The sequence below is a fragment of the Streptomyces saintjeani genome, assembly GCF_055409605.1.
In genome coordinates this window covers 5,944,111-5,968,929 of sequence record NZ_CP189624.1, presented here as the reverse complement: position 1 = coordinate 5,968,929, position 24,819 = coordinate 5,944,111, and the positions used below count along the sequence as shown (strand labels likewise).

The following is a 24,819-nucleotide window of genomic DNA, read 5'->3' as shown; positions in this document are numbered from 1 at the left end:
CGTCGGGCGGCTTTCGGTGAGGCGTCGCGCGGCTTCGGGTGAGGCGTCGCGCGGCTTCCGGCGACCGGCCTCGACAGGCTGCTCACGAACAGGTCACGCGGTCGTGCGCTTCTTCTTCCTCGGCAGGTACACCAGCGCCTCGGTGCCCACGAACCGCAGCACGAACGTCGTCACCAGCGCGAGCGCGGTCGCGGAGAGCGCGCCCATCCCGAACCGGTGCACGAACAGCGCGATCAGCGGGATGCGCAGGACCAGGTCCGCGTTGGCGAGCAGCGCGAACCTGCCGACCCGGTCCCACCAGCGGCGGTGTGCACGCCGGTCGCGGAAGAGCAGGTGCTCGATGAGGACGAAGTTCCAGGCCACGCCGAACTGGTTGGCGAGGATCTCGGCGGGCAGGTAGTGCAGCCCGGCACGGGTCAGCGCCCACAGCGCGACCAGGTTGGGCAGGAACCCGCTCAGCCCGATCAGGCCGAAGCCGATCATGCGGGCGAGGGGCGAGGCGGTGCGCAGCCCGAGGAGGTGGCGCAGGAACCGCATCCCCTCCTTCGCCGTGGACTTGGACTCCCCGGCGAACCGCTCCTGGAACACGAACGGCACCTCGGCGACCCGCTCCGGCCTGCTGCGGACGGCGAGTTCGAGGAGGATCTTGTAGCCGAGGGGCTTGAGGACGTCGGCGCTGACGACGCTGCGCCGGATCGCGAAGAACCCGCTCATCGGGTCGCTGATCCCGCGCAGCCTGCGCGGGAAGAGGGACTTGGTGAGCCAGGTCGCGCCCTTCGAGACGGCGACCCGGTAGCCGCCGGCGAGCCCGGCGCGGCTGCCGCCCTTGAGGTACCGGGAGGCGACGACGAGTACGGCGCCGGAGCGCTCGCCGGTCGCCACCAGCTCCGGCACCAGGGACGGGGGATGCTGGCAGTCGCCGTCCATCACGACGACCCAGTCCGACCCGGCCGCCCGGATCCCCTCGACGACGGCGCCGCCGAGGCCGCCCACCGGTTCCTCACGGTGCAGGACGGTCACCGGGAACGGGCAGTCCTCGGCCGCGTCCCGGATCACCTCGGGGGTGTCGTCGGTGGAGTCGTCCACGAAGACGACCTCGCAGGGGAGGCTGCGGGGGACGGACTCCCGGATCTGGCGCAGGAGTCGGCGGATGTTCGCGGACTCGTTGAAGGTGGGGACGACGATGGTGACGGCGCCGGGTTCGGGGATGTCGTCCTCGCGGACGTCGGGGACCGGTGCGGTGTACTCCTGGCTCACAGCGCGCCTCCGACCTTGCGGATCTCGATGCGGTCCTCGCCGATGCCGAAGACGGCGACGGGCGTCGAGTGCGTCAGCGCCGCCTTCACGGTCGGCAGGTCGCGCGCGTCGCGCCGTACCGTCGGGGAGGCCACCACGTAGTCGACGTCCTTCCAGCCGTTCGGGAGGGTCTTGGTGACCGCCGGGTCGAGGTCGGCCTTGTAGAACCAGATGGCGCCCAGGCCGGGTCGGTACCCGGCGTGCACGAGGTCGAGCCAGAGGGCGTCGTCGACGAGGACGCGGGTGGCGGCGGGGTCGGCGACCCGGTGGTCCAGCCACTTCGCCGCCGACCGGTAGGGACCGTTCGCGTCGGCGGTCACGGCGGTGCGGTCGCCGTCGTACCAGCGGGGTACGACGTACAGCGCGGCGGCGACGGCGAGCGTCGCCGCGACCGCGTACCGCCCGTACCTGACCCAGTGGTGCTCGGCGGAGCCGCGCCGCTTGTGCAGGATCGTGTGCGCGAGCGAGGCGACCGCGCCGGCGAGGACCAGGGCGAGGAACGGCAGCGCCTGGATGATGTACATCGCGGGGAGGTAGCCGCCGGGGCGCAGCGCGACGGCCGCCAGGATCGCGACGGCGAGCGAGGGCCCGGCGAGCGCGCGGGCGGTGACCGACCAGCGCCAGGTGACCAGGAGCAGCAGCGCGCCCGCGAGGCCGCCGACGATCAGGACGGTGTCGTAGTAGAGCCAGGACTGCAACACCCCGTGCCCGCCCGAGCCGTTGTCGAGGATGAAGCCCGAACCCGGCCTGGTCATCTGGTACTTGATGCCGTCCCACAGCGAGACGTGCCCGCCTCCCGGGAACAACTCGCCCTTCAGCAGGGCGAAGAGGGGGTACGAGACGCCGATCAGGACGCACGCGGTGATCGCGCCGGTGAGGGCGAACTTGCGGGTGTCGCGGTGGCTGTGGCGCCACATCGTGAGCAGCACGGCGGGCAGGACGAAGAGCATCGTCTCCTTCGTCAGGACGGCCGTCGCGGCGGCGATCCCGGCGCCGAAGTGGTGCCACAGATGGCGGCTCGGGGAGGCGGCCAGCGTGAACGCGAGGAGCGTCCACATCACCGCGAGGTTGTCGAGGAAGATCTCCCGCTGGAGGACGACGGAGAGCGGGGAGAGCCCGAAGAGGGCCATGCCGAGTCCGGCGGCCCAGCGCGGGAGGGAGAGGCGGCGGCCGAGGACGTACAGCAGGGTGGCGCTGCACGCCGTGACGACGAGCATCACCGCGCGCATCGAGCCGACGGTCATCGCGGCGGGGTCGAGGGCCTTGGGGATCCAGGTCAGCAGGGCCAACTGGAGCCAGCCGAGCGGGGGATGGTCGTACCAGTAGGTGTAGTGGGCGAGGCCCTTGCCCTCCTGGACGGCCCACGCCTGGGCGAGGTAGGTGCCCTCGTCGTCGCTGAGGGTGGGGTAGGCGGCTATGTTCCAGCCCTGGACGACGAGGATGGCGAGCAACAGGGCGCCGCACAGCAGGAGATCGGGTTTTTTCGAGAGGCGCGCTCGGGGCGCCGGGGTGGTCAGGGGCGCGACGGTGCGCTGCGTGGGGATCTTCGGGGTGGTCACCGTCGGGAGCGTGGAGGTCACGCGGCAACGTCCTCTCGGGTGGTCAGGTGCGCACCGGTGTGCTCGGTCAACTCCCATTCGTTGCGCCCGCGTTGCTCGCGCCAGACGGCGCGGATCGCGGCACCCGCGAGGAGGACCTGGTAGAAGGGGCCGCCGACGACGAGCTTGACGTAGTGGACGAAGCGCACGCGCAGGCCGTACTGCTTGCCGAAGTCGTGGAGGCCCACGAGTTCGAAGACGAACGTCACGAGCGCGGTGACGGCCGGCAGGAAGGTGACGAAGGCGATGCCGACGGGGACGTCGAGGAAGAGCGCGATCGCCGCGTTCAGCGGGATGACGACGCCGGAGAACGCCTGGAGGAACGGGGTCATGAGGGTGTAGCGGGCCAGCAACCGCTGTCCGAAGCCCGGGAGTTGCTTCCAGTCCTTCTTCCGGTAGACCTGAAGGAAGCCCTGGTTCCAGCGAGTTCGCTGCTTGAGCAGGGACATGAGCGAGCCCGGGGTCTCCTCGCGGGTCACCATGTCGGAGTCGTAGGCGACGACGACCTTCTTGCCGACGGACGACAGCCGGACGCCCAAGTCGCAGTCCTCGGCGAGGCAGTTGGAGTCCCAGCCGCCCGCTTCCCGCAGGACGTCGGTCCGTACGAAGACCGTGTTGCCGCCGAGCGGGATGAACCCCTTCTGCGCGTGCAGGTGGAGCCGGGAGCGGAACCAGAAGAAGTACTCCAGGCAGTTGCGCAGGCTGTACCAGCTGGAGTGGAAGTTGATGAGCTGGACGCCGCCCTGGACGACGTCGGCGCCGGTGGCGCGGAAGGCGTGGTCGACGTGCGCGAGGAGCTCGGGGTGGACCTGGTCCTCGGCGTCGAAGACCCCGACGACGCCGCCCCGGCAGTGCGGGAGCGCCGTGTTCATCGCCTTCGGCTTGTTCTTCGTCTCGTGGGTGTCGATGACGACGCGCACCCGGGGGTCGCGGGCGGCGGCGCGTTCGGCGACCTCGGTGGTCTCGGGGTCGTCGTGGCCGACGATCACGATGATCTCGAAGTCGGTGTGGGTCGACTCCAGGAGCCGGCGGATGGTGTGGTCGAGGACGGCCTGCTCGTGTCTCGCCGGCAGCAGCAGGGAGAACGAGGTGTGCTGACCCCCGTCCGGCTGGCCGAAACTCGTCGAGGCGAGCACCTCCGGCGTACGCCAGGCGTGCATCTGCCACCACAGGGTGAAGGCGGCCATCCCGAAAAGGGCCAGCGAGACGGCGGATATGAAGATGGACGTGAACAAGAAAAGATCCCCCCAGATCTCAGTGCCCCCTGTCGCGACGGCGCGTCACATGCGTCGCGTCATGTGCTGACACTAAGTGGAAACTGTGAACGGGGGGAGGTCTTCCGATAAATAGCTTGTTTCAGAGCCGAGTTGTTCTTAGCTGCGTATATCCGGACACGTGGTCTCTTTTTTGGCCGGTAATGATCAAGTGGTCTGACCGTTCGGGCCGGTCAGCGCGGTGCGCAGGCGATCGGGGTCGGTCGTCGGGAGATCACACGTGAAGTTACGGCAGACGTACGCCGTTGCTTCACTTCCCGAAAGTGGCCGATCGGCGATCAAGGGGAATTCGTCACTGTCCGTCACACCATAGGCCACAACAGCCCCGGGGGCCGTGGCCAGAAGTGCCTGTCGGTGTAGGTTCTTTCCGGCCGGATCGCTCAACTCCCTTGCCACGACGGCGACTTCGCGCGGTCCGTCGAGGAGGGCCTCCGCCGCGGCCAGGCCCCAGCCGATGAAGCGGGGAACCCGGGGGCCGAGCGCTTTGACGACGCCGAGTGATTTTTCGGCCGCGGTGCGGTGGGGTTCGGCTCCCGTGTGGGCCGCGTACGACAGGAGTGCCGACGCCGCCGCCGTCCAGCCGGAGGGGGTCGCGTTGTCCATCGGGTCCTGGGGGCGGCGGATCAACTGCTCGGCGTCCGAGGCCGTGTCGTACAGGGCGCCCGACTCGGGGTCCGTGAAGCGGGCCAGGACGTGGTCCAGGAGCAGGCCCGCGAAGTCCAGCCAGACGCCCTCGGCCGTGACGGCGGCCAGGGCGAGGAAGCCCTCCGCGACGTCGCCGTAGTCCTCCAACACGCCCGCGTTGGCGCCGGGTTGGCCGTCCTTGCTGGTGCGGGAGAGGTGGGCGTGGTCGTCGAGGTGGACGCGGACGAGGAGATCGGCCGCCGTGACCGCCGCCTCGATCAGGTCGGGGCGGTCGAAGTAGGCGCCGGTCTCCGCGAGGGCCGCGACCGCGAGGCCGTTCCAGGCCGCCACGACCTTGTCGTCCCGGCCCGGGGCGGGGCGTTCGGCGCGTTTCGCGAGGAGGCGGGCGCGGATCGAGGCGATCCTGTCCGCGTCGAACACGCCCTCCGTCTGCGGGAGTTGCAGGACCGAGGCGCCTTCCTCGAAGGTGCCCTCCTCAGTGACGCCGAAGTAGAGGGCGGCGAGACCGGCGTCCTCGCCGAGGGTGTCGCGGAGTTCGTCCATGGTCCACACGTAGTACGCGCCTTCTACGTGGTTCCCGGTGCCGTCGTCGCTGTCGGCGTCCAGCGCGGACGCGAACCCGCCCTCGGGCGTGCGGAGTTCGCGGACCATGAAGTCCGCCGTCTCCAGGGCGATCCGGCGGGCCGGCTCGGAACCCGTCGAGCGCCACAGGTGGGCGTACACGCGGCACAGCAGGGCGTTGTCGTACAGCATCTTCTCGAAATGCGGCACGATCCAGTCGCGGTCGACCGAGTACCGGGCGAAGCCGCCGCCCAACTGGTCGTAGATGCCGCCCCGCGCCATCCGCTCGCAGGTGTCCGCCGCCATCTGCAACGCACCCTCCGAGCCCGTCCTCGCGTGGTGCCTCAGCAGGAACTCGATCGCCATGGACGGCGGGAACTTCGGCGCGCCCCCGAAACCACCGCGCTGCGGGTCGTACTCCCGCGTCAGCCCCAGCAGCGCGGCGGCCAACTCCTCCTCGCCGGGCGGCTGCGCGTCCCCGAACGACAGCTCGCGCTCCCCCAGGTCCCGCACGATCTTCCCGGCGACCTCGGCGACCTCGTCCCGGCGGCCGGTCCATGCCTGCCGCACACCCTCCAGCACCTGCCGGAAGGAGGGCGAGCCGTGCCGCGGCTCGGGCGGGAAGTACGTACCGAAGTAGAACGGCTCGGCGTCGGGCGTGAGAAACACGGTCATGGGCCAGCCGCCCTGCCCGGTCGCCGCCTGCACGGCCTCCATATAGACGGCGTCCACATCGGGCCGCTCCTCGCGGTCCACCTTGACGCTGACGAAGTGTTCGTTGAGGTAGTCGGCGGTCTGCTGGTCCTCGAAGGATTCGTGGGCCATCACGTGGCACCAGTGGCACGAGCTGTACCCGACGCTCAGGAGCACCGGCCGCTCGCTCCGCCGGGCCTCCTCGAACGCCTCGGCCGACCAGGGCCACCAGTCGACGGGGTTGTCGGCGTGCTGGAGGAGGTAGGGGGACGTCTCGTTCGCGAGGCGGTTCGTCATGGGGTCATCCTCGCGTACCAGGGGCTACGGGGTGCTCGCGGCGCGGGGTGCGGGGGTGCTCGCGGCGCAGCGGTGCGCCCCCGCGCCCTTCCCTGCCGGTCCCCGGCAGCGAGTTGTGACAGGACGGTGCCAGTTCTGCCCTTCGCATCCGGGCGCCCCCCGCCGCACACTTGACCAAGGACAGCTGTTGCCGCCGGAGGGGGACGGGACATGCGCGACAGTCATCGGGTCGAGGCCGAGCGGTTGGTGGTTCGGGCTGTTGAGGAGGAGGTGCGGAGGTCCGGGGGGCGGACGGACGGGAAGGTGCTGCTCGGGCGGGCGCGCGGGGCGCTGGACGCCATGGCGGAGACCGCCGGCGCCGAGTACGAGGCGTACACACGGGCGTTGAGCGAGACCGAGGCGGCGAACGTGAGCTTCGGGAAGCGGTACGCCGAGGAGGGCGGCCGAACTCCCCTGCTGGTCGCGGGAGTCGCGGCGGTGACGACGACGCTGGCCGACCTGGTGCTGGGGACGGACACGGGTACGGCGTTCGGCGCGGGCCTCGCGGTCGGGGTCGTCGGCGCCGCCGCGACGGTCGTGAAGGTAGCCGGCACGCACCTGCCGGCCGCGAGCCGCCGCGCCGGCGCCGCCGGACAGCCGGGCGGGGCCGAACAGCTCCGGCTCCAGTGGCTGACAGCTCTGGAGGTGCGGGGCATCCGCCCGTTCCTCGACCAGCAGCGGGTGCTGAGCGCGTCGACGGGCCCGAAGGCGACGGGCCCGCAGCTGAAGGGCGCCGACAAGAGCGCAGCCGCGCGCGGCCGTACGCTGCTTGAGCAGTCGTACGCCCAACTCCCCGAGTCGTCGGGGGTGTTCGCGGGGCGGCGGCAGGAGCTGGCGAGGATCAGGCAGTGGGTGCAGGCGGGCCGGGCGTCCACGCGGACGCGGCCGACGGTGGTGGTGCTGCACGGCGACCCCGGCAGCGGGCGTACGGCACTCGCGGTGCGCGCGGCGCACGATCTGCGCGACCAGTTCCGGGGCGCGTGTGTCGTGGACCTGCGCGGCAGTTCGGACGAGGGCCCGCTGTCGACGCGGGACGCGCTGCTGCACCTGCTGAACCGGCTGGGCGCGCCGCGCGAGCAACTCCTGTTCCGGGAGCGGTCGTCGGCGGACCAGCAGGTGAAGCGGCTGAGCGAGCTGTACTACCAGCACCTGACGAAACTCCCGGTCACGGTCGTCCTGGACGACGCCTCGGACCCGGCGCAGGTCCGCACCCTGATCCCGGAGCGCTCGGACAGCCTGGTCCTGGTGACGTCCCGCACGCCGCTCCCGCTGCCCGCCGAACTCGGCGCGTGGGTCCACGAGTTGCCGGTACGCCCGCTGGAGGCGGCCGGCGCGGAGGAGCTGCTGGCCGCCGCCGCGCAGGACAGCACGGGCCCGTACGACGCGGAGTCCACCGACCGGGTCCTGGACCTGTGCGGCGGCCTCCCGCTGGCGCTGCGCATCGCCGGTTCCGCGCTGGGCCCGCGTTCGCCGCGTCAACTCGCCACGGAACTGGGCGCGTACGGCCCCGTACAGCCCACCGACCGTGCGTTGTGGCTGCGTTACACCGACCAGCCCGAGCAGACCCGGCGGCTGCTGCGCCGGCTCGCGCTCGCCGGGCGGGCCTCGCTGGGGGCCGCCGCCGCTGCCGCGCTCCTCGCCACGGACCGGACCGAAGCGGCCCGGCTGCTGGGCGAGTTGGCGCGCGCCGGGCTGATCGACCGGGTGCGCGGGGACCGGTTCCGGCTGCACGACGTGGTGCGTACGTTCGCCGCCGCACGGTTGCAGGACGAGGAGGAGACGAGCGAACTCGTCGCCGCGCAGGAGCGGTTGATCGTCAGCTACTCCGAACTCGCCGACTCCGTGCTCCGGTTGGTCGACGGCAACATGTCGACGCGGTCCGACCGGTTCAGCCCGCACGGATTCACGTCCCTGGACGAGGCGTTGCGCTGGCTCGACGACGAGTCCAGCTTCATCACCTCGACGCTGCGGCACGCCGAGGGCGTCGACCAGGCCGCCGTGCTCTCGCTGCTGGGCGCGCTGTGCGACTACTGCCTGCTGCGCGGTGACCTCTACCGGCTCGGTGAGATCAGCGAGTTGGCGCAGTCCATCGACCGGGGGCTGCTGGTGCGGTCCGTGCAGTGGCGTACCGGGATCGCCGCGCGGCAGCTCGGTGAGCTGGACAAGGCGCGCACGACGCTGACGTCCGTCGTCGACCTGTACCTTCAGTCGCATCACGACGCCGGGGCCGCGCGGGCGCTGTGCTCGCTCGGGATCACGCTGCATCACCAGGGGAACCTGGTCGAGGCCGCCGTGAAGCTGCGCGAGGCCATCGACCTGCAACAGACACCGGAGTTGGCGACCGACCGGGCGTGGAGCATGCACGCGCTGGCCGCCGTCGAGCGGGACCGGGCGCGGTTGTCCGAGGCGCTGGAGCTGCTCACCGAGTCGCTCGTCCTGCACCGACGGGGCGGGTCCGTGCACGGGGAGGCGTGGGCGCACTACCAGTTGGGGCAGTTGAATCTGCGGCGCGGTGAACTCGACGGTGCCTTCGGGGAGTTGAACCGGGCGCTCGAACTGTACGGGCGTACCCGTGACTCCCGTGGTGAGGCGTGGGCGTTGACGCAGCTCGCGCGGGCCCGGCTGATGGCCGGGGACGCGGTGCTCGCGGCCGAGGATCTGCGGGCCGCCGCCGCGCGGCACCGGGAGAACGAGGACGCGCGGGGAGAGGCGTGGACCGTCTACTACCTGGGGCTCGCCCTGGAGGAGATGGGTCAACTCGATCGCTCCGTCCGCGAGTTGGAGCGCTCCCGGACCATGTTCTCGCGCATGCGCGACGTGTACGGCCTGGCCTGCGCCCGCCATCACTCCGCCCGCGTCACCCGCGATCAGCGTGCCGCGCAGACCGGGTCCCTGCGCAACTCCGGGTTCGCCCGGCAGTTGCTGGTGGACGCGCGCGCCGACTTCCAGCGGATCGGGGTCGCGCACGGGGAGGCGTGGACGTGCCTCGAACTCGCCGTCGTCGACGCGGGCAACGCGCGTACGGCGCAGGCGCTTTCGCTGTGCGACGAGGCGATGGCCCTCTTCGCGTCGTACGGGGACCGGCGGGGGGAGGACTGGGCACGCTTCCTGCGCTGCACGCTGCTGCCGTACGCCTCCCCCGGCGGGGTCGAGATCGGGACCGCTGTCGCACAGGAGGAGTTGCTCCAACTCGGGCGGGAGGTGCATGACTTGCGGGACGAGAAGCTTGGTGACTTCGTCGACGCGTATGGGCTGGTGCTGGAGCGGGGGGTGAATCTGGAGGCGGGGTGGCAGGCTTGGCGGCTGCGGATGGTGCCGGGGAGGCATGCGCGGGAAGTCATGGGGGTGGCGGTGTCGGCGGGGGCGGCTTGAGGGGGCTGAGTCATGGATGTGTACGAGGAGTTGGTCCGGTATCGGATGATGGTGCTGGAGGGGGAGGTGCGGCTTCCTGCTGGAGTGCCGGTGATCCGGGTCGAGGACATTGGGGTGTCCGAGCCGCCTGAGGTGACGTTGCTGCGGGTGCTGGCGGAGCCGGGGGTGCGGGAGCGGGTGGGGGACTCGGACGTCGAGGAACTGGTCGGCTCGCCTCGGGAGTTCGCGGAGTCCGTCGTCCGGCTGTGCCGCCGGGTGCTGTCGGGGGTCGAGGGCTTGGTCCTGCAACTCGACGGCCCTGGCCGGTCGTTGCTCGACACCGTGGCGCCGCTGGCGATGGACGGAACGGTCATGGTGCTGGCCGTCACCGCATCGCCCGAGGTGCCGCCAGTCCTCCCGGAGGCATTGGGGCCCGAAGCAAGGCGGCTGTACGAGAACCTGGCCGCGCTGACCACGACCGGCCCTCTTCGCGTGCCGCTCGCTTTCCTGGTGGACCTGCCACCCGAATCTGCTCGCCAGTTGACCAGAGCGGGTCTGGCCGACATGAACAGCGCGGGGATACGGCTCCACAGCACGGCCGCCACCGAGATCACCCGGCACTGGTCCCCCGACGAGACCCGCTCCCGTGCCGTAACAGCACTGCACTGGCTGCTGCTGGATACCCACCGGCCCGAAGCGGTCGACCGGCTCGGCTGGACGTACGTCCTGCTCGCCGGACGCCTCCTGGACCTGTCCCCGGACGACCGGGCGGGCAAGGATGCCGCGCGGTCGCTGACGCAGGAACTGGAGCGCTCCCAGCAGACGTTGGCGCTGGCCGCGCTCTGGCGGTTCGTGGGTTCACCGGTTGTCGTCCCTCCTCAACTCCGACCTGCCGTGGGCGCGTGGGAGCGAGGGAACCTCCGCGACGCCACCCGACTGCTCGCCGAGATCCCCGAACGCCGCCCCGCCGACGGCTGGCTCCTGCACACCCGCGCCTCCATCGCCTGCGACCGGGGCGACCTGCGCGGCATAGGCCCCTTACTGCGCCGCGCAATTGAGGCGCACCAGGTCTCCGGGGACCGGCGCGGCGAGGCGTGGGCGATGCTCCACTACGGTCACTGGCGGCTGCTGAGCGGCGACTTCGACGAGGCGGAGAAAGTGATCGACGCCGCTCGGGTGGCGTTCCATGACGTCCAGGACACTGCGGGCGTGGAGCAGGTGGGCGTCGAACAGCAGCGGCTCACCCTGCTATTGGGCGTCAGCGGTTTCGTGAACGACGCTTCTCTCGAACCCACGTCCACGAGACCACGTCAGGAGTCCGGGCGGGTCCGCGACTGGGCCGACTTGTTCTTCGCGCTACCGAAGACCCCCCGCCTGAGCCGCTGGAAACCGCTCGTGTCCTCGGACCAACTCTGCGCGACCTGGTCACGGCACTTCAGATGCATACGAACCCGGCACCCCCTGTACTCCGACACGGTCCTGATCCACGAACTCACCCGGAACGTCGAGGCGTTCGCTGGCCTCGGTTCCCCCCACGGCGAAGCCTGGGCCTCCCTCGAACTAGCCATCCGCACCCCCCACCTCCCCTCCAGCCCCCACGCCTTCGCCAAAGCCCGAGCCCGCTTCCAATCCATCGGCGACGAAGCCGGCCTCGCCTGGGTAACCCTCGCCCAAGCCCTCGCCAACAACGAAGACCCACCCCCCGAAGCCCTCCACGAACTCGCCCGCCGCTACCCACCCGCCCTCCTGGCCACCACCGAATGGCCCTGGGAACACGGCCGTTTCCGCATCCCCTTCGCCGCCCGCCTCCTCATCCCGGAGCCTCGTTACGAAGGCACCCAACTCCGCCTCCCCACAACAGAATCCCGCGTCCGCCTCACCCTCCACGACGACAACCGCCTCACCCTCCAGGTCATCCCCGGCCCCCACCACCCCTGGTCCACGACCCCCGCCCTCCCCTGGCTCACCGCGAGGGCCACCCCCCTCACCCCGGCGGACATCGAACCGGACCACGCCGTCACGATCCGCCCCGGCCCCCCGGACAACACCGACGCCGGCGCCGAGTTCCACTTCACCCCCCACCGCCCAGGCCGCCACCGCATCCGCTTCACCGTGGAACACCACCTCACCGGCACAGTCCTCCAGGAGCTGGAGACGGAGTTCGACGTAACGGACACCCCCGGAGCCGACCTGACCGGCACCACCCCCACCTCCCTCGGGAGGACCTGACCGGTGCCGAAAGAACTACCCCTCCGCATCACCCAGGACCCCAGCCACGGCTTCACCCGCCACCCCGCGTCGACGATCCGCCACCCGGACCTGGTCCTGACCCTGGACACGTACGCGGAGGACCGCATCAGGGCCCGCGCGTACGGCACGGCACTCCCCCCGTCCCCGCACGAGTACACGGCCCGCCTGGACGTCTCCCCGGCGACGATCCGAACCAGCGCGGCAAGGCTACGGGCGTTGTGGAAAAGGGAGTTGGTGGCATACGAACCGGCCGACCCGGCAACCGGCATACCGGTGAGCGAGCCCTACGCGACCCGCATGGACCTCACGGACGAACCCGAACTCACGGAGATCCTGGACGAGTTGGCCGAGCAGGGCGCCTACCTCCTGTGGCACGAACTCCTCGGCGCGGACGGCCGGGGAGCCGACCGGTTGCGGAGGGTCGTGCAGGAAGCGCTGACCAGCGAGAAGCCGCTCAGAATCAGGGTGGACTCGCCCCTGTTCCTGCCCTGGCCCATGCTCGCGCTCCCGACAGGAGTTGAGGAGAACCCCCTGCACCGCTTCCTGGGCTACCGCCACCAGATGGAGCAGACGGGCGGCAGGTACGCGGACTTCCCGGACGAGGCCGACCTCCAACTCCCCCCGCCCGTCCCGGTCGTGAGCCTGAACCACGACAAGAACATCGACCCGCACGGCCGCACGAGGGCGGCGGACGTGGCGACGGCGCTCACGGAGGGCACCGTATGCGTGGAACGCTCCCGCCGTGACGAGCTGCTGGCGGCGCTCAAGTCGGGCCGTATGGACGACCAGTTGATGTACTTCTGGTGCCACGGCAGGTTCGAGGCCGCGCAGGACGCGAGCGCACCCCTGCTGGTCGTACGCCTGACGGACAGTCAGGACATCGACGCGCACACGGTGTTGGCGAGGCGGACGGCGGGCCTGCTGCCGTACCGTCCGCTGGTGCTGTTCAACGCGTGTTACGCGGGTCTGCCGGGCGGCGCGGACCTCACGTACCTCGGCGGCGCGCTGATCACGGCGGGCGCGGGCGGCGTGCTGGGCCCGCAGATCGAGATGCCGCAGGTGTTCGCGGCGGAGTACGCGTACGCGTTCGTCACCCGCTATCTGGGCGCCGCCGACACGGCGGGTGAGATCGCCCACACGCTGGCCCGGCACTTCGCGGACACGTTCCGCAACCCGCTGGGGTTCGCGTACGCGCTGCACTGCGGGATGGACCGGCGGCTGGAGCGGGCCGCACCAGTGCTGTGACGGCAGTCACATGACACTGTGCGGCCCGGTCGTCACGACGTACCCGTAGTACGACCGAGCCACCGGCCGGTCAGCCCTTGGCCGGCTTCTCAGCTGCGGGAGCCGACGCCGGGGCCTCTTGTGCGGAGGGACCCCCGGGTTCCTTGAAGTCGACCCGGTTCATGTGCTTGCTCATCGACTTCATCAGCCCCCACACCGCCAAGGCCATGGCGGCGAAGACGATGAAGCCGAGGACGCCGGGGGTGACCTTGTTCTCGTCGACCTCCTTCGCGAGGGGGACGAGATGCGTCATTGCCAGGCTCACGCTTGCGCTCATGTCAGGCATTGTCGCGGATGCCCGCAAAGAGGTCGTCCTCGGGGATGGACGTATAGACGAGGGACTTCGCGAGCTCGTACTCCTCGGTGGGCCAGACCTCCTTCTGGAGCTCCATCGGGACACGGAACCAGCCGCCGTCGGGGTCGATCTGGGTGGCGTGCGCGATGAGCGCCTTGTCGCGGATCTCGTAGTAGTCGGCGCACGGGACGTGCGTGGTCAGGACGCGTTCGACGCGCTCGAACTCGTCCCAGCGCTTGAGCCACTCCTCGTAGGGGGACTCCATGCCGCGGGCGATCATCGCGTCGTGCAGGGCCTGGGTGCGCTGCCGGTTGAAGCCCTGGTTGTAGTAGAGCTTCTGCGGCTGGTACGCCGGGCCGTACTCGGACTCGGGGTACTTCTCGGTGTCCGCCGCCGCATCGAAGGCGATCATCGAGATCGTGTGGGTCATGATGTGGTCGGGGTGGGGGTAGCCGCCGTTCTCGTCGTAGGTGGTGATCACCTGTGGACGGAACGAACGGATCTTGCGGACGAGTTCCCCGGCGGCCTTGTCCTCGTCCTCCAGGGCGAAGCAGCCCTCGGGGAGCGGGGGCAGCGGGTCGCCCTCGGGCAGGCCGGAGTCGACGAAGCCGAGCCACTCCTGCTTGACCCCGAGGATCTCGCGGGCCTCGTCCATCTCCTTCTTGCGCACCTCGTGGATGTGCGCCTCGATGTACGCGTCACCCTGGAGCTTCGGGTTCAGGATGGAGCCGCGCTCCCCGCCCGTGCAGGTGACCACCAGGACGTCCACCCCCTCGGCCACATACTTCGCCATGGTGGCCGCGCCCTTGCTCGACTCGTCGTCGGGGTGGGCGTGGACGGCCATCAGTCGCAGCTGATCAGTCAAGACTCATCCTCAGTCAGTCGGCACCCGGTCGTCCGGTGTGCAATCACGTCGGTCCGCCCCGTAGGGAGGTCGCCGAGGGGCGGTGGTCGCCCGCGCGCGGGGGGGCTTCTATAGTGACCGAATCGGGGGACGAATTGTTCCGGGGCCCGGAGGACCATCATGAGTACGGCACATGCGAGCGCGCCCGAGGGGCGCTACGGCCGTACGTCCGACGTCCGGGCCGACCACCGGCTGAAGGTCCTCGGCGGGGTCCTGGGCGTCCTGTTCCTCGGCGTCATCGGCTGGTTCGGCTGGCACTACGTCGGCCAGAACGAGATCAGCGGTGAGCTGATCGCCTTCCAGGTCTCCGACTCCTCCGTCTCGGTCCACCTCGAAGTGCGCAAGGACTCCGGGACCAGCGGCTACTGCACGGTCCGCTCCCAGGCCGAGAACGGCGCCGAGGTCGGCCGCGCGGACTTCCGCTTCACCGGCTCGGACACCCGGATCGACAAGGTCGTCACGCTCCGTACGACGGCCCGGGGGACGACCGCCGAGCTGCTCGGGTGCCATCCGGGCTGAGGCCCACGCTCACCCGTTCGACGTATCCCGCCTGCGGGGCTGCTGTGACCTGCGGTGACGGTTTTCCGGTGACTTATGTCCTCCCCCTTCCGCCGTCGAATTGTTAGGCTCGTGGTTTCGCCCGTCCCTGAAGGAACATGCTTCGGGGTAGGGCGATGCTTTGTATTCCCAGTACCGACGAGGAGCACCTGTGACCCAGACCAGCGAGAACGTCACCTGGCTGACCCAGGAGGCGTACAACAAGCTCAAGGACGAGCTTGCGCACCTTACTGGTCCCGCGCGCTCGGAGATCACCGCGAAGATCGCGGCGGCGCGCGAGGAAGGTGACCTGCGCGAGAACGGCGGGTACCACGCGGCCAAGGAGGAGCAGGGCAAGCAGGAGCTTCGCGTTCGCCAGCTCACGCAGCTGCTGGAGAGCGCCAAGGTCGGCGAGACCCCGCAGTCCACGGACGGCACGGTCGCTCCCGGCATGGTCGTCACCATCGCCTTCGACGGCGACGAGGACGACACCCTGGTGTTCCTCCTGGCCTCCCGCGAATACGCGAGCACGGAGATCGAGACGTACTCGCCCCAGTCGCCCCTGGGCTCCGGCGTCATCGGCCACAAGGTCGGCGAGGACGCGGAGTACGAACTCCCCAACGGCAAGAAGGCGATGGTCCGCATCCTGAAGGCGGTCCCGTACAACGGCTGACCCGCCCCACGCCCTCGACAGACCCCCGCCGCCTCGGTGCCGGGGGTTTCGTCGTGTACGGGGGTACGGGGGCCGATCATGCCGTCGCCGAGCGGTACTTGCGGACCGCCAGCGTGCGGAAGACGACGATGATCAGCAGGGAGTAGAGGACCGAGGCCCAGACGGGGTGCTGCATGGGCCAGGCGTCGGAACGGGACAGGCCGGGGTCGCCGAAGAGCTGGCGGCAGGCCTGGACGGTCGCGCTGAAGGGGTTCCATTCGGCGATGTGCCGCAGCCAGGGGGTCATCTGGCCGGAGTCGACGAACGCGTTGGAGATGAAGGTGACCGGGAAGAGCCAGATGAGGCCGCCGGAGGTGGCCGCCTCGGGCGTGCGGACCGAGAGGCCGATCAGCGCGCCGATCCACGTGAAGGCGTAGCCGAGGAGGAGCAGCAGGCCGAAGCCGCCGAGGATCTTGCCGAAGTTGGTGGGCTGCGCGGTGCCGAGCCGCCAGCCGACGAGGAGGGCGACGACGGCGAGGACGACGAGGGTAAGCGCGGTCTGGACGAGGTCGGCGACCGTACGGCCGGTGAGGACGGCGCCGCGCGCCATGGGCAGGGAGCGGAACCGGTCGATGAGGCCCTTGTGCATGTCGTCGGCGATACCGGCGCCCGCTCCGGCGGTCGCGAAGGTCACGGTCTGCGCGAAGATCCCGGCCATCAGGAAGTTCTTGTAGACGCCGGGATCGGTACTGTTCCCGATCTTCATGGACCCGCCGAAGACGTAGGCGAACAGCACGACGAACATGACCGGCTGGATGACCCCGAACAGCACCATTTCGGGGATGCGGGACATGCGGATCAGGTTCCGCTTGGCGACGACCATGGAGTCCCGGAAGGACTGCACGGCGGGGTGCGGCGGGGCGGGGACGACGCGGGGCTCGGTGGTGGTCATGTCGCGGCCCTGCCCTTCTTCTCGGTGCCGTTGCCGTTGTCGGTCTTCTCCTCGGCGACGTGCCCGGTGAGGGAGAGGAAGACGTCGTCGAGGGTGGGCCTGCGCAGCCCGATGTCGTCGATCTCGATGCCGCGCAGGTCGAGTTCGCGGATGATCTCGACGAGGAGCTTGGCGCCGCCGGTGACGGGGACGGTGAGCCGGCGGGTGTGCTCCTCGACGGTGACGGAACCCTTGCCGGAGGCGGTGAGGAGGTCGGCGGCGACGGGGATGTGCGCCCGGTCGTGGACGACGACCTCGACGCGCTCGCCGCCGGTGCGCGCCTTGAGCTGGTCGGACGTACCGCGCGCGATGACCCGGCCGTGGTCGACGACGGCGATGTCGTGCGCGAGCTGGTCGGCCTCCTCCAGGTACTGCGTGGTGAGCAGCAGCGTCGTGCCGCCGGCGACGAGGTTCTTGATGACGTCCCACAGGAGCAGGCGGTTGCGGGGGTCGAGGCCGGTCGTCGGTTCGTCCATGAACATGACCGGCGGGGAGACGACGAGCGCGGCGGCGAGGTCGAGGCGCCGGCGCATGCCGCCGGAGTACGTCTTGGCGGTGCGGTCGGCGGCGTCCATGAGGTCGAAGCGGTCGAGGAGTTCGGCGGCGCGGGTCTTCGCCTGCCGGGGTGCCATCTGGTAGAGGCGGCCGACCATGACGAGGTTCTCCCGGCCGGTCAGGTACTCGTCGACCGCGGCGAACTGGCCGGACAGGCCGATGGACCGGCGTACTTCGTTGGGCTGCTTGAGGACGTCGAGCCCGGCGACGACCGCCCGGCCGCTGTCGGGGCGCAGCAGGGTCGTCAGGCAGCGTACGGCGGTGGTCTTGCCCGCGCCGTTGGGGCCGAGCAGGCCCAGGACCGTGCCCTCGGGGACGTCGAGGTCGACGCCGTCGAGGGCTTTGACGTCACCGAAGGTCTTGACGAGTCCTTCGGCGTAGATGGCACCCGGCATTGGGCTCTCCACGTCATCGGGGTGTTCGGGGATTCTTCGGTTCGGGTGAAACGGGTCGTGCGAGAAGCGTAGGTTCGCGGCTTCCGGATCGCCCGACAGAACGTTCGAGCGACATACGACACACCATAACGCGATGTATCGCGTTGCTCAATACACTTCACCCGTCCGGGCTAGCGGCACTCTCGTGACCTGCGGTTTCCTAGTCGATGACGGTGTAGCCGGCGGCCCGCAGAGCCTGTCCGACCTCGGTGCAGTGGGCCGGGCCCTTGGTCTCCAGGTGGAGTTCGACCTCGGCCTCGGCCAGCCCGAGCCGCGGGTCGGTGCGGACATGGCTGATGTCGAGGACGTTCGCGTCGGTCCCCGACAGCACCCCCAGCAGCGTCGCGAGGGCACCGGGCCGGTCCGTGAGCCGCAGCCGTACGGCGAGGTAGCGGCCCTGCGCGGCCATTCCGTGCCGCAGGACGCGTTGCATCAGCACCGGGTCGACGTTCCCGCCCGACAGCACCGCCACGACCGGCCCCTCGAACGCGCCGGGCTCGCTCAGCAGCGCGGCGACGGGGCTCGCGCCCGCCGGTTCGACGACCAGCTTGGCCCGCTCCAGGCACAGCAGCAGCGCGGCCGACAGGGCGTCCTCCGAGACCGTACGCACCTCGTCGACCAGGTCGCGGACGATCGCGAACGGCACGTCACCGGGGCGCCCGACCCTGATGCCGTCGGCCATCGTCAGCGGGCCGCGCACCGACACGGGCCGCCCGGCCGCGAGCGAGGGCGGGTACGCGGCGGCGCCGGACGCCTGGACGCCGACGATCCGTACGTCGGGGCGCAGCGCCTTCACGGCGACCGCGATGCCCGCCGCGAGCCCGCCCCCGCCGATGCCGACGACGATCGTGCGGACCTCCGGGCACTGCTCCAGGATCTCCAGGCCCACCGTGCCCTGGCCCGCGATGACGTCCGGGTGGTCGAAGGGGTGGATGAACACCGCGCCCGTCCGAGCGGCGTACTCCTGCGCCGCCGTGAGCGTCTCGTCGACCACCTGGCCGTGCAGGCGGACCTCCGCGCCGTACTCCCGGGTCGCGCTGATCTTCGGGAGGGGCGCGCCCTGCGGCATGAAGACCGTCGCGTGCACGCCGAGCAGCGCCGAGGCGAGCGCGACACCCTGCGCGTGGTTGCCCGCGCTCGCGGCGACGACACCGGCCGCGCGCTCCTCGGGGAGCAGACCGGCGATCCGTACGTACGCGCCGCGCAGCTTGAACGAACCCGTGCGCTGGAGGTTCTCGCACTTGAAGTGCACCGGGGAGCCGACGAGCTGGGTGAGGTGCCGGCTGCCTTCCATGGCCGTCATGCGGGCCACCCCCGAAAGCATCTTCTGTGCGCCCCGGACGTCGTCGAGAGTGACGGGCCGCAAGGAGTCAGCCGTGCTGTAGCTCATGCCTCCAGCATCGCAGTTCACAGGCGGGAACGAGTGCGCCGACCAAGGCGCGGGACGGGTTTGCGCAGCGCCGGTACGACTGCCCGTCCGGCCGCGTACCCTGTCCCCCAACCCAGCACCCCCATGATGGAGCGAGCCCCCGGCCATGCCCACAACACCTGAAATGTCGATGGACATGACGACCGTCGGTGACACCGGTCTTCTCGACGACCTCCAGCACGAGGTCGCCCTCTTCGCCCGCCGCGCCGAACAGACCCGGCTCGGGGGCGTGGGCCAGGTCCGCAACTCCATGGACCGCGCCGCGTACCTGCTGCTGAACCGCCTCGACAAAGAGGGCCCGATGGGCGTGAAGGCGCTCGCCGCGAGCATGGGCATCGACTCCTCGACGGTCACCCGGCAGGTCGCGCCCCTCGTCGACACCGGCCTCGTCAAGCGCACCTCGCACCCCGAGGACGGCCGCGCCGTCGTCCTCCAGCTGTCACCGCGCGGCACGTCCCGCCTGGAGGAGGTGCGGTCCTCCCGGCGCCAGCTGATGGCCGAGCTGACGCAGGACTGGCAGCCCGAGGAGCGCGAGGTGTTCTGCTCCCTGCTCACCCGCTTCAACACCGCCCTCTCCGCGCGCATGTCCTCCCAGGGCCTGCCGGGGGCGGAGCCCGCACAGGAGTCCTGAGGGTCTTCACGTCGTCAGACGCTTCACCGGGCACGGGGGTTGACCGGTCGGGGGTCGCCGGTCTCAGATGAGGACGGTCAGGACGGCGGGGGAGGTGCCGGGTGCGGGAGTTCGAGGCGTTCGTCGCGGGGGCCGGGGGGCGGCTGCTGTGGACGGCCACGCTCATCACCGGCGAGGTCGCGGACGACAACCCGCGCGCGCGACGCCTGCTGGCGCTCACCCTCGCGCGCACGTACGCGTCCTGGGACCGCGTCCAGGACAGCGACCCTTACGACCACGCGCGCGGGGAGCTGGCCACCCGCTTCGCCCACTCCGCGTGGCGCCACCACACCACCCACCCCGGCTCCCCGCTGGCCCGCCTCACCCCCCAGGAGCGCCTGATCCTGGTCCTGCGCCACCACGAGGGCATCGCGGAGGAACAGATCGCCGCCCTCCTCGGCCTCTCCCCCGAACGCGCCCGCGCGATCTGTCACCGCGCCACCACGAACCTCCTGCATCCGCCCCGGGGTCCCGCGCCGGTGGTGGGCGGGGCGAAGGCGGTGCCGTCGTGAGCGGCCGGTCGAACCGTGAGGTCGTCGTGCGGCGGATGATGGAGGGGCCGGTGCTGGTGGTACCGGCCGAGGTGGTCGCCGAGGCCGTGCGGCGCGGTGGGCGGCTGCTGTGGTGGCGGCGGCTGGCGCGGCGGGTGATGTGGACGGTGCTGGTCGCGGGGGTCGTCGCGTTCGCCGTGTGGGCCGCCGTGGCACAGCCGTGGGTGGAGCCGCCGTCCGAGACGACCCCACCCATGGTCGGCTGGTAGGTCAGCCGAGCGCCTGCTTGAGGTCCTCCAGGAGGTCCTCGACGTTCTCGATGCCCACGGAGAGGCGGACCAGGTCGGCCGGGACCTCCAGGGCGGAACCGGCGACCGACGCGTGCGTCATCCGGCCCGGGTGCTCGATCAGGGACTCGACGCCGCCGAGGGACTCGCCCAGCGTGAACACCTTCGCGCGGTTGCACACCTCGACGGCCGCCTCCTCGCCGCCGGTCACCCGGAAGGAGATCATCCCGCCGAAGGACCGCATCTGCTTGGCCGCGACCTCGTGCCCGGGGTGGTCCGGCAGACCGGGGTAGAGGACGTTCGTCACGCGCGCGTGCCGGGTCAGCATGTCGGCGACCTTCACGGCGTTCTCGCTGTGCCGGTCCATGCGCACGGACAGCGTCTTCGCGCCGCGCAGCACCAGCCAGGAGTCGAAGGGCCCGGCGACCGCGCCCATCGCGTTCTGGTGGTACGCCAGTTCCTCGCCGAGCGCCTCGTCCGCGGTGACCAGGGCGCCGCCGACGACGTCGGAGTGGCCGCCCATGTACTTCGTCAGCGAGTGCACGACGACGTCCGCGCCGAGCGCGAGGGGCTGCTGGAGGTAGGGCGTCGCGAACGTGTTGTCGACGACGAGCCGCGCGCCCGCGTCGTGCGCGACCTGCGCGACGGCGGCGATGTCGGTGATGCCGAGCAGCGGGTTGGAGGGGGTCTCGACCCACACGGCCTTCGTCTTCGGCGTGATCGCCGCGCGCACGGCCGCGAGGTCGCTGGTGTCGGCGACCGACCACTCCACGCCCCAGCGGGCGACGACCTTCGCGAACAGCCGGAACGTGCCGCCGTACGCGTCGTTGGGGATGACCACGTGGTCGCCCGGGCTCAGCAGGGTGCGCAGCAGGCAGTCCTCGGCCGCCAGCCCCGACGCGAACGCGAGCCCTCGACGGCCGCCCTCCAGCGCCGCGAGGTTCTCCTCCAGCGCCGTGCGCGTCGGGTTGGCGCTGCGGCTGTACTCGTAGCCGCCGCGCAGGCCGCCGACGCCGTCCTGCTTGTAGGTCGAGACCTGGTAGATCGGCGGTACGACCGCCCCGGTCAGGGGGTCCGCCGTGTTGCCCGCGTGGATGGCGAGCGTCTCGAAGTGCTGACTGATGTGCCTGTCGCTCATGGGTTCCGAGGGTAGTGCGCTCGGAGCGGTGGTGCTGTACGGGTTCGGACGGAGACGGTTCGGGACGGCGGTTCGGGTCGGGGGGCGCGAAGTTATCCACAGGCAGTGGGAGGGGGTTCGCCAATTGTCGGTCGGGTCTGGTTCGCTTTGGACATGGAGATTCTCTTGGTCCTGATCGCGGCGCTGCTTCTGAGCTTCGTGCTGCTGCCGTTCCTGCGGCGCAGGCGAGGCGGGATCGAGCTGGTCTCGCCGGGGCACCCGGACGCGGCGGACCCGGCGAACTACGGCTTCACACGCGAGGAGGAGCTGGACGTCCGGCTGCCGGGTCCCGACCGGGACCTGGTCGATGTGCTGGACGTGGTGCAGCGGTCGCAGGACTACCGCGCGGCGCAGCAGTTGCTGGCGGGCACCGCGAAGGACGGCGAGGTGCGGTGGCAGCGGGTGCAGGCGTTCGCGGGGGCGGCCTCGCTGGAGTTGCAGCAGCGGCCGGGCGGGGTGAGCGACAGCCCGGGCGGGCAGTGGCTGCGGGTGTGGCGTGCCGAGCAGCCGAAGGACGCGGGCGGTGCGGCGGTGCACGCCGAGTTCCTGGTGCAGCAGGCGTGGCGGACGTCCGCGCCGGGGACCGACGACTTCCGGATCATCATGGAGGAGGCGAAGGAGGCGTGCGGGCAGGCGGCGCTGCTCGCCCCCGGTGACCCGGTCCCGTACATCGTCGAGCTGTCCATCGCGCGCGGGCTGAACTACTCCCGCGAGGAGTTCGAGCAGCTCTGGCTGAAGATCCTGGACCGTGCCCCGAACCACATGGGCGCGCATCTCTCGGCCCTGCACTACTGGTGCGAGAAGTGGCACGGTTCGCGGGAGATCGCCCAGTCCTTCGCGGAGGCCGCCGCAGCCCGCGCGCCCCAGGGTTCGCTGCTCGCGGCGATGCCGTTGTTCGCTGTCTTCGAGCACCTTCCCGAGGTCAACCTCGTGCGCGGCTTCTACCAGAGCGAGGTCGTCACCAAGGCGATGCACGGCGCGCTGCACGCGGTGCACTCCGCGCGCCGCGACGACCCGATGCTCGCGCACGTCCGGCATCTGCTGGTGTTCTTCCTGGTCCGCAGCGAGCGGTGGGCCGAGGCGATGAACCAGCTCGTCCATGTCGACGGCCACGTGGGCGCGCTGCCGTGGACGCTGTCGGAGGACCCGGCGGGCGAGTTCGCGGTGTACCGGGCGCTGGCGGTGGCGGGGTACGAGGCGAACGGGGGGAGTCCGGCGACGTTGCGGGCGTGAGGGGGGGCGGCGTGACGGCGCTGGGTGAGGCCGCCGCCGGAGTTCGAGGGGGCCGAGTATTACCCGGGTAGTACCAGGGGCCGTGCGGCGTTCACGGCGGGGTACGAGGGCGGCTCCGGGGACGTACCCGGGTAGTACCGGCGGGGTACGGCGGCGTACGGGTCCAGCGCCGGAGCCGTACCCCCGCGCCCTGCGGCGTATCCGTCCCTCCCCCGGGCATACGTGTCGCAGCGGACCTCCGGCCGGCGCCCCACCCCTGCCTCCCCGCCTCCATCCCGCCCCGCGGAATGCTCGCGGCGTCCCGGACGTTGTACCGGGCGCCGCCGCCCGCGACGGCGGACCCGCCCCAGATCCACAGGGAGACGCGATGCTCTTCGGCCGTACGCCCCAACTGCCCACCCCGGAGCAGGCGCTCCCCGGCCGGGCGGCGCCCGTGTACCAGGTTCCGGAGCGGCACAGCGTGCTGGACACGCCCCTTCAGGGCCCCTACCCCGAGGAGTACGAGGTCGCCGACTTCGCGATGGGCTGCTTCTGGGGTGCCGAGCGGAAGTTCTGGCAGCTCCCGGCGGGCGTGTGGACGACCCTCGTCGGCTACCAGGGCGGTCACACCGAGAACCCGACCTACGAAGAGGTCTGCTCGGGGATGACCGGGCACACGGAGGTGGTCCGTGTGGTCTTCGACCCCGCCGTCGTCTCGTACGACACCCTCCTGCGCACCTTCTGGGAGTCCCACAACCCGACGCAGGGCTTCCGCCAGGGCAACGACGTGGGCACCCAGTACCGCTCGGCGATCTACACCCACTCCCCCGCCCAGGCCACCGAGGCGGAGTCCTCCCGCACGTCGTACCAGAAGGTCCTCGCGGACGCCGGCCACCCCGAGATCACCACGGAGATCCTCCCCGCCGACACCCGCCCCTTCTACCCCGCCGAGTCCTACCACCAGCAGTACCTCGACAAGAACCCGGCAGGCTACTGCGGCATCGGCGGCACGGGAGTCTCGTGCCCGATCGGCGTCGCGAAGGCGGGCGACTGAGCCGCGTCCCGCAACGAGACCGACCCGACCTCCACGGCCAGGTAGCGGAACTCCCCTCCCTGGCCGCCGAGTTCGGAGTACGGCTTCCAGGTGAGGTCGTAAGTTCCCAGCAGGGTGCAGGTGTTGCGCTTGTACGTTCCCCCGGCCCACAGCAACGTACCGGTGAGCGTGCGTCCTTGATGGATGCGGAAGTCCTCGTCGCGGGTCTGCTTGCGGCCGGGGGCGGGGGGAGTCCACAGGGACGCTTCGTTGGTCACCATGACGGCGAGGCCGTTCTGCTTCCGTTCCGCACGGAACCGCTCCAGCCGGGCTATGTCGCGTACGAAGTGCAGGCGGGCCAGGTCCGTCGCGGCGTGGTCCTTCAAGGCGTAGTCCTCAGGGGGTACCCCTGAGGTACCCGTCCATCCCCGGGTGAAGTACTTGAACTCGATCGCGGTACGGGTCCGGCCGATGCACAGCAGATCCAGGTACCTCCGCCGTCCCGGCTCCCCGCGCTGCGGTACCTCCAGCCTGGATTCCACGTCCGGCGCCAGTTCCCACAACACCCGGGCGAATCCGTGTTGCAGGTCGGCCTCGGAGTGGAAGACGGGTCTGTGGCGGCCCAGTTGGGCCATGACCGCGTCCAGTGGAACGGTGTCGGCCAGCATTGCGGAAGCGGGCGTCCGCGCCGTCGTCATCCCGCCATTGAAGGGGCGTACCGGAGGATGTTCAACCTGCCGGATGAGGCAACCCGCGTCCGGCAACGGCCGAAAGGCGTTCTCCCCCGGCCGGGTGGGCCCTGTGCGGGGAACAAGGTGCGTCGGACAATGGGGAGTTCATGTCCGTGCGGGTCGGGAGGGGCTG

21 protein-coding genes are annotated in these 24,819 nt (G+C 70.8%); 10 read left to right on the top strand and 11 right to left on the bottom strand.

Annotated features, from left to right (window positions below; translation table 11 throughout):
* Positions 1-93: 93 nt before the first annotated feature.
* The 4 genes from ACQCO7_RS27315 to ACQCO7_RS27300 all read right to left on the bottom strand — a co-directional run bounded on the left by ACQCO7_RS27315 (position 94) and on the right by ACQCO7_RS27300 (position 6,364).
* Positions 94-1,257, bottom strand: a complete 1,164-nt coding sequence (locus ACQCO7_RS27315; protein WP_464074282.1) for a glycosyltransferase — start codon at positions 1,255-1,257, stop codon at positions 94-96.
* A complete protein-coding gene (locus ACQCO7_RS27310; RefSeq protein WP_464074281.1) occupies positions 1,254-2,876 on the bottom strand; it encodes an ArnT family glycosyltransferase in 1,623 nt (540 codons plus the stop codon). The genes ACQCO7_RS27315 and ACQCO7_RS27310 overlap by 4 nt, the downstream gene beginning before the upstream one ends.
* A complete protein-coding gene (locus tag ACQCO7_RS27305) occupies positions 2,873-4,129 on the bottom strand; it encodes a glycosyltransferase (protein WP_464074280.1) in 1,257 nt (418 codons plus the stop codon). The genes ACQCO7_RS27310 and ACQCO7_RS27305 overlap by 4 nt, the downstream gene beginning before the upstream one ends.
* A gap of 186 nt (positions 4,130-4,315) precedes the next feature.
* Positions 4,316-6,364, bottom strand: coding sequence for a thioredoxin domain-containing protein (locus ACQCO7_RS27300; RefSeq protein WP_464074279.1), 2,049 nt, complete (start codon positions 6,362-6,364; stop codon positions 4,316-4,318).
* A 210-nt stretch (positions 6,365-6,574) separates the two neighbouring features.
* Between ACQCO7_RS27300 and ACQCO7_RS27295 the strand changes: the two genes are divergently transcribed.
* Genes ACQCO7_RS27295 through ACQCO7_RS27285 form a run of 3 tightly spaced genes read left to right on the top strand, consistent with a single transcriptional unit; the run spans position 6,575 to position 13,249 of the window.
* Positions 6,575-9,775, top strand: coding sequence for a tetratricopeptide repeat protein (locus tag ACQCO7_RS27295; protein WP_464074278.1), 3,201 nt, complete (start codon positions 6,575-6,577; stop codon positions 9,773-9,775).
* Positions 9,776-9,787: 12 nt separating this feature from the next.
* Complete coding sequence (locus ACQCO7_RS27290; RefSeq protein ID WP_464074277.1) at positions 9,788-11,983, top strand: tetratricopeptide repeat protein; 2,196 nt, start codon at positions 9,788-9,790, stop codon at positions 11,981-11,983.
* Positions 11,984-11,986: 3 nt separating this feature from the next.
* A complete protein-coding gene (locus ACQCO7_RS27285) occupies positions 11,987-13,249 on the top strand; it encodes a CHAT domain-containing protein (protein ID WP_464074276.1) in 1,263 nt (420 codons plus the stop codon).
* A 70-nt stretch (positions 13,250-13,319) separates the two neighbouring features.
* Here the strand turns inward: ACQCO7_RS27285 and ACQCO7_RS27280 are convergent, their stop codons facing one another.
* Together ACQCO7_RS27280 and mca are read right to left on the bottom strand one after the other, a co-directional pair.
* The gene (locus ACQCO7_RS27280; protein WP_464074275.1) at positions 13,320-13,574 is read right to left on the bottom strand and encodes a hypothetical protein; all 255 of its coding nucleotides are present in this window, start codon (positions 13,572-13,574) and stop codon (positions 13,320-13,322) included.
* Positions 13,567-14,448 carry a mycothiol conjugate amidase Mca gene (gene mca / locus ACQCO7_RS27275; protein WP_464074274.1) on the bottom strand — a complete coding sequence of 294 codons (882 nt, stop codon included), beginning with the start codon at positions 14,446-14,448 and terminating at the stop codon, positions 13,567-13,569. The genes ACQCO7_RS27280 and mca overlap by 8 nt, the downstream gene beginning before the upstream one ends.
* Before the next feature lie 159 nt (positions 14,449-14,607).
* Here mca and ACQCO7_RS27270 point away from each other — a divergent pair, with 159 nt between their 5' ends.
* Together ACQCO7_RS27270 and greA are read left to right on the top strand one after the other, a co-directional pair.
* A complete protein-coding gene (locus tag ACQCO7_RS27270; RefSeq protein ID WP_464074273.1) occupies positions 14,608-15,006 on the top strand; it encodes a DUF4307 domain-containing protein in 399 nt (132 codons plus the stop codon).
* A gap of 190 nt (positions 15,007-15,196) precedes the next feature.
* Positions 15,197-15,697: a transcription elongation factor GreA gene (gene greA, locus ACQCO7_RS27265; RefSeq protein ID WP_464074272.1), complete on the top strand. Its 501-nt coding sequence runs from the start codon at positions 15,197-15,199 to the stop codon at positions 15,695-15,697.
* A gap of 76 nt (positions 15,698-15,773) precedes the next feature.
* Here the strand turns inward: greA and ACQCO7_RS27260 are convergent, their stop codons facing one another.
* The 3 genes from ACQCO7_RS27260 to ilvA all read right to left on the bottom strand — a co-directional run bounded on the left by ACQCO7_RS27260 (position 15,774) and on the right by ilvA (position 19,046).
* The gene (locus ACQCO7_RS27260; protein ID WP_010354612.1) at positions 15,774-16,628 is read right to left on the bottom strand and encodes an ABC transporter permease; all 855 of its coding nucleotides are present in this window, start codon (positions 16,626-16,628) and stop codon (positions 15,774-15,776) included.
* Positions 16,625-17,617: an ATP-binding cassette domain-containing protein gene (locus ACQCO7_RS27255; RefSeq protein WP_464074271.1), complete on the bottom strand. Its 993-nt coding sequence runs from the start codon at positions 17,615-17,617 to the stop codon at positions 16,625-16,627. The genes ACQCO7_RS27260 and ACQCO7_RS27255 overlap by 4 nt, the downstream gene beginning before the upstream one ends.
* 199 nt (positions 17,618-17,816) lie before the next feature.
* Complete coding sequence (gene ilvA, locus ACQCO7_RS27250) at positions 17,817-19,046, bottom strand: threonine ammonia-lyase (protein WP_464074270.1); 1,230 nt, start codon at positions 19,044-19,046, stop codon at positions 17,817-17,819.
* A 163-nt stretch (positions 19,047-19,209) separates the two neighbouring features.
* Here ilvA and ACQCO7_RS27245 point away from each other — a divergent pair, with 163 nt between their 5' ends.
* The 3 genes from ACQCO7_RS27245 (at position 19,210) to ACQCO7_RS27235 (ending at position 20,515) form a co-directional block, all read left to right on the top strand.
* Complete coding sequence (locus ACQCO7_RS27245; RefSeq protein ID WP_029183975.1) at positions 19,210-19,716, top strand: MarR family winged helix-turn-helix transcriptional regulator; 507 nt, start codon at positions 19,210-19,212, stop codon at positions 19,714-19,716.
* A 101-nt stretch (positions 19,717-19,817) separates the two neighbouring features.
* Positions 19,818-20,267, top strand: coding sequence for a sigma factor-like helix-turn-helix DNA-binding protein (locus ACQCO7_RS27240; protein WP_464074269.1), 450 nt, complete (start codon positions 19,818-19,820; stop codon positions 20,265-20,267).
* Between the two features lie 35 nt (positions 20,268-20,302).
* Positions 20,303-20,515, top strand: a complete 213-nt coding sequence (locus ACQCO7_RS27235; RefSeq protein ID WP_464077300.1) for a hypothetical protein — start codon at positions 20,303-20,305, stop codon at positions 20,513-20,515.
* A 1-nt stretch (position 20,516) separates the two neighbouring features.
* Here ACQCO7_RS27235 and ACQCO7_RS27230 read toward each other — a convergent pair whose 3' ends face one another.
* Complete coding sequence (locus tag ACQCO7_RS27230) at positions 20,517-21,671, bottom strand: cystathionine gamma-synthase (protein ID WP_464074268.1); 1,155 nt, start codon at positions 21,669-21,671, stop codon at positions 20,517-20,519.
* 153 nt (positions 21,672-21,824) lie between these two features.
* Between ACQCO7_RS27230 and ACQCO7_RS27225 the strand changes: the two genes are divergently transcribed.
* On the top strand, positions 21,825-22,943 hold the full coding sequence (locus tag ACQCO7_RS27225; protein ID WP_464074267.1) for a hypothetical protein: 1,119 nt from the start codon (positions 21,825-21,827) through the stop codon (positions 22,941-22,943).
* 367 nt (positions 22,944-23,310) lie between these two features.
* Positions 23,311-23,976: a peptide-methionine (S)-S-oxide reductase MsrA gene (gene msrA, locus ACQCO7_RS27220; protein ID WP_464074266.1), complete on the top strand. Its 666-nt coding sequence runs from the start codon at positions 23,311-23,313 to the stop codon at positions 23,974-23,976.
* Here msrA and ACQCO7_RS27215 read toward each other — a convergent pair.
* Positions 23,913-24,653 carry a hypothetical protein gene (locus ACQCO7_RS27215; RefSeq protein WP_464074265.1) on the bottom strand — a complete coding sequence of 247 codons (741 nt, stop codon included), beginning with the start codon at positions 24,651-24,653 and terminating at the stop codon, positions 23,913-23,915. The two genes, msrA and ACQCO7_RS27215, sit on opposite strands and share 64 nt — an antisense overlap.
* Between the last annotated feature and the right edge of the window lie 166 nt (positions 24,654-24,819).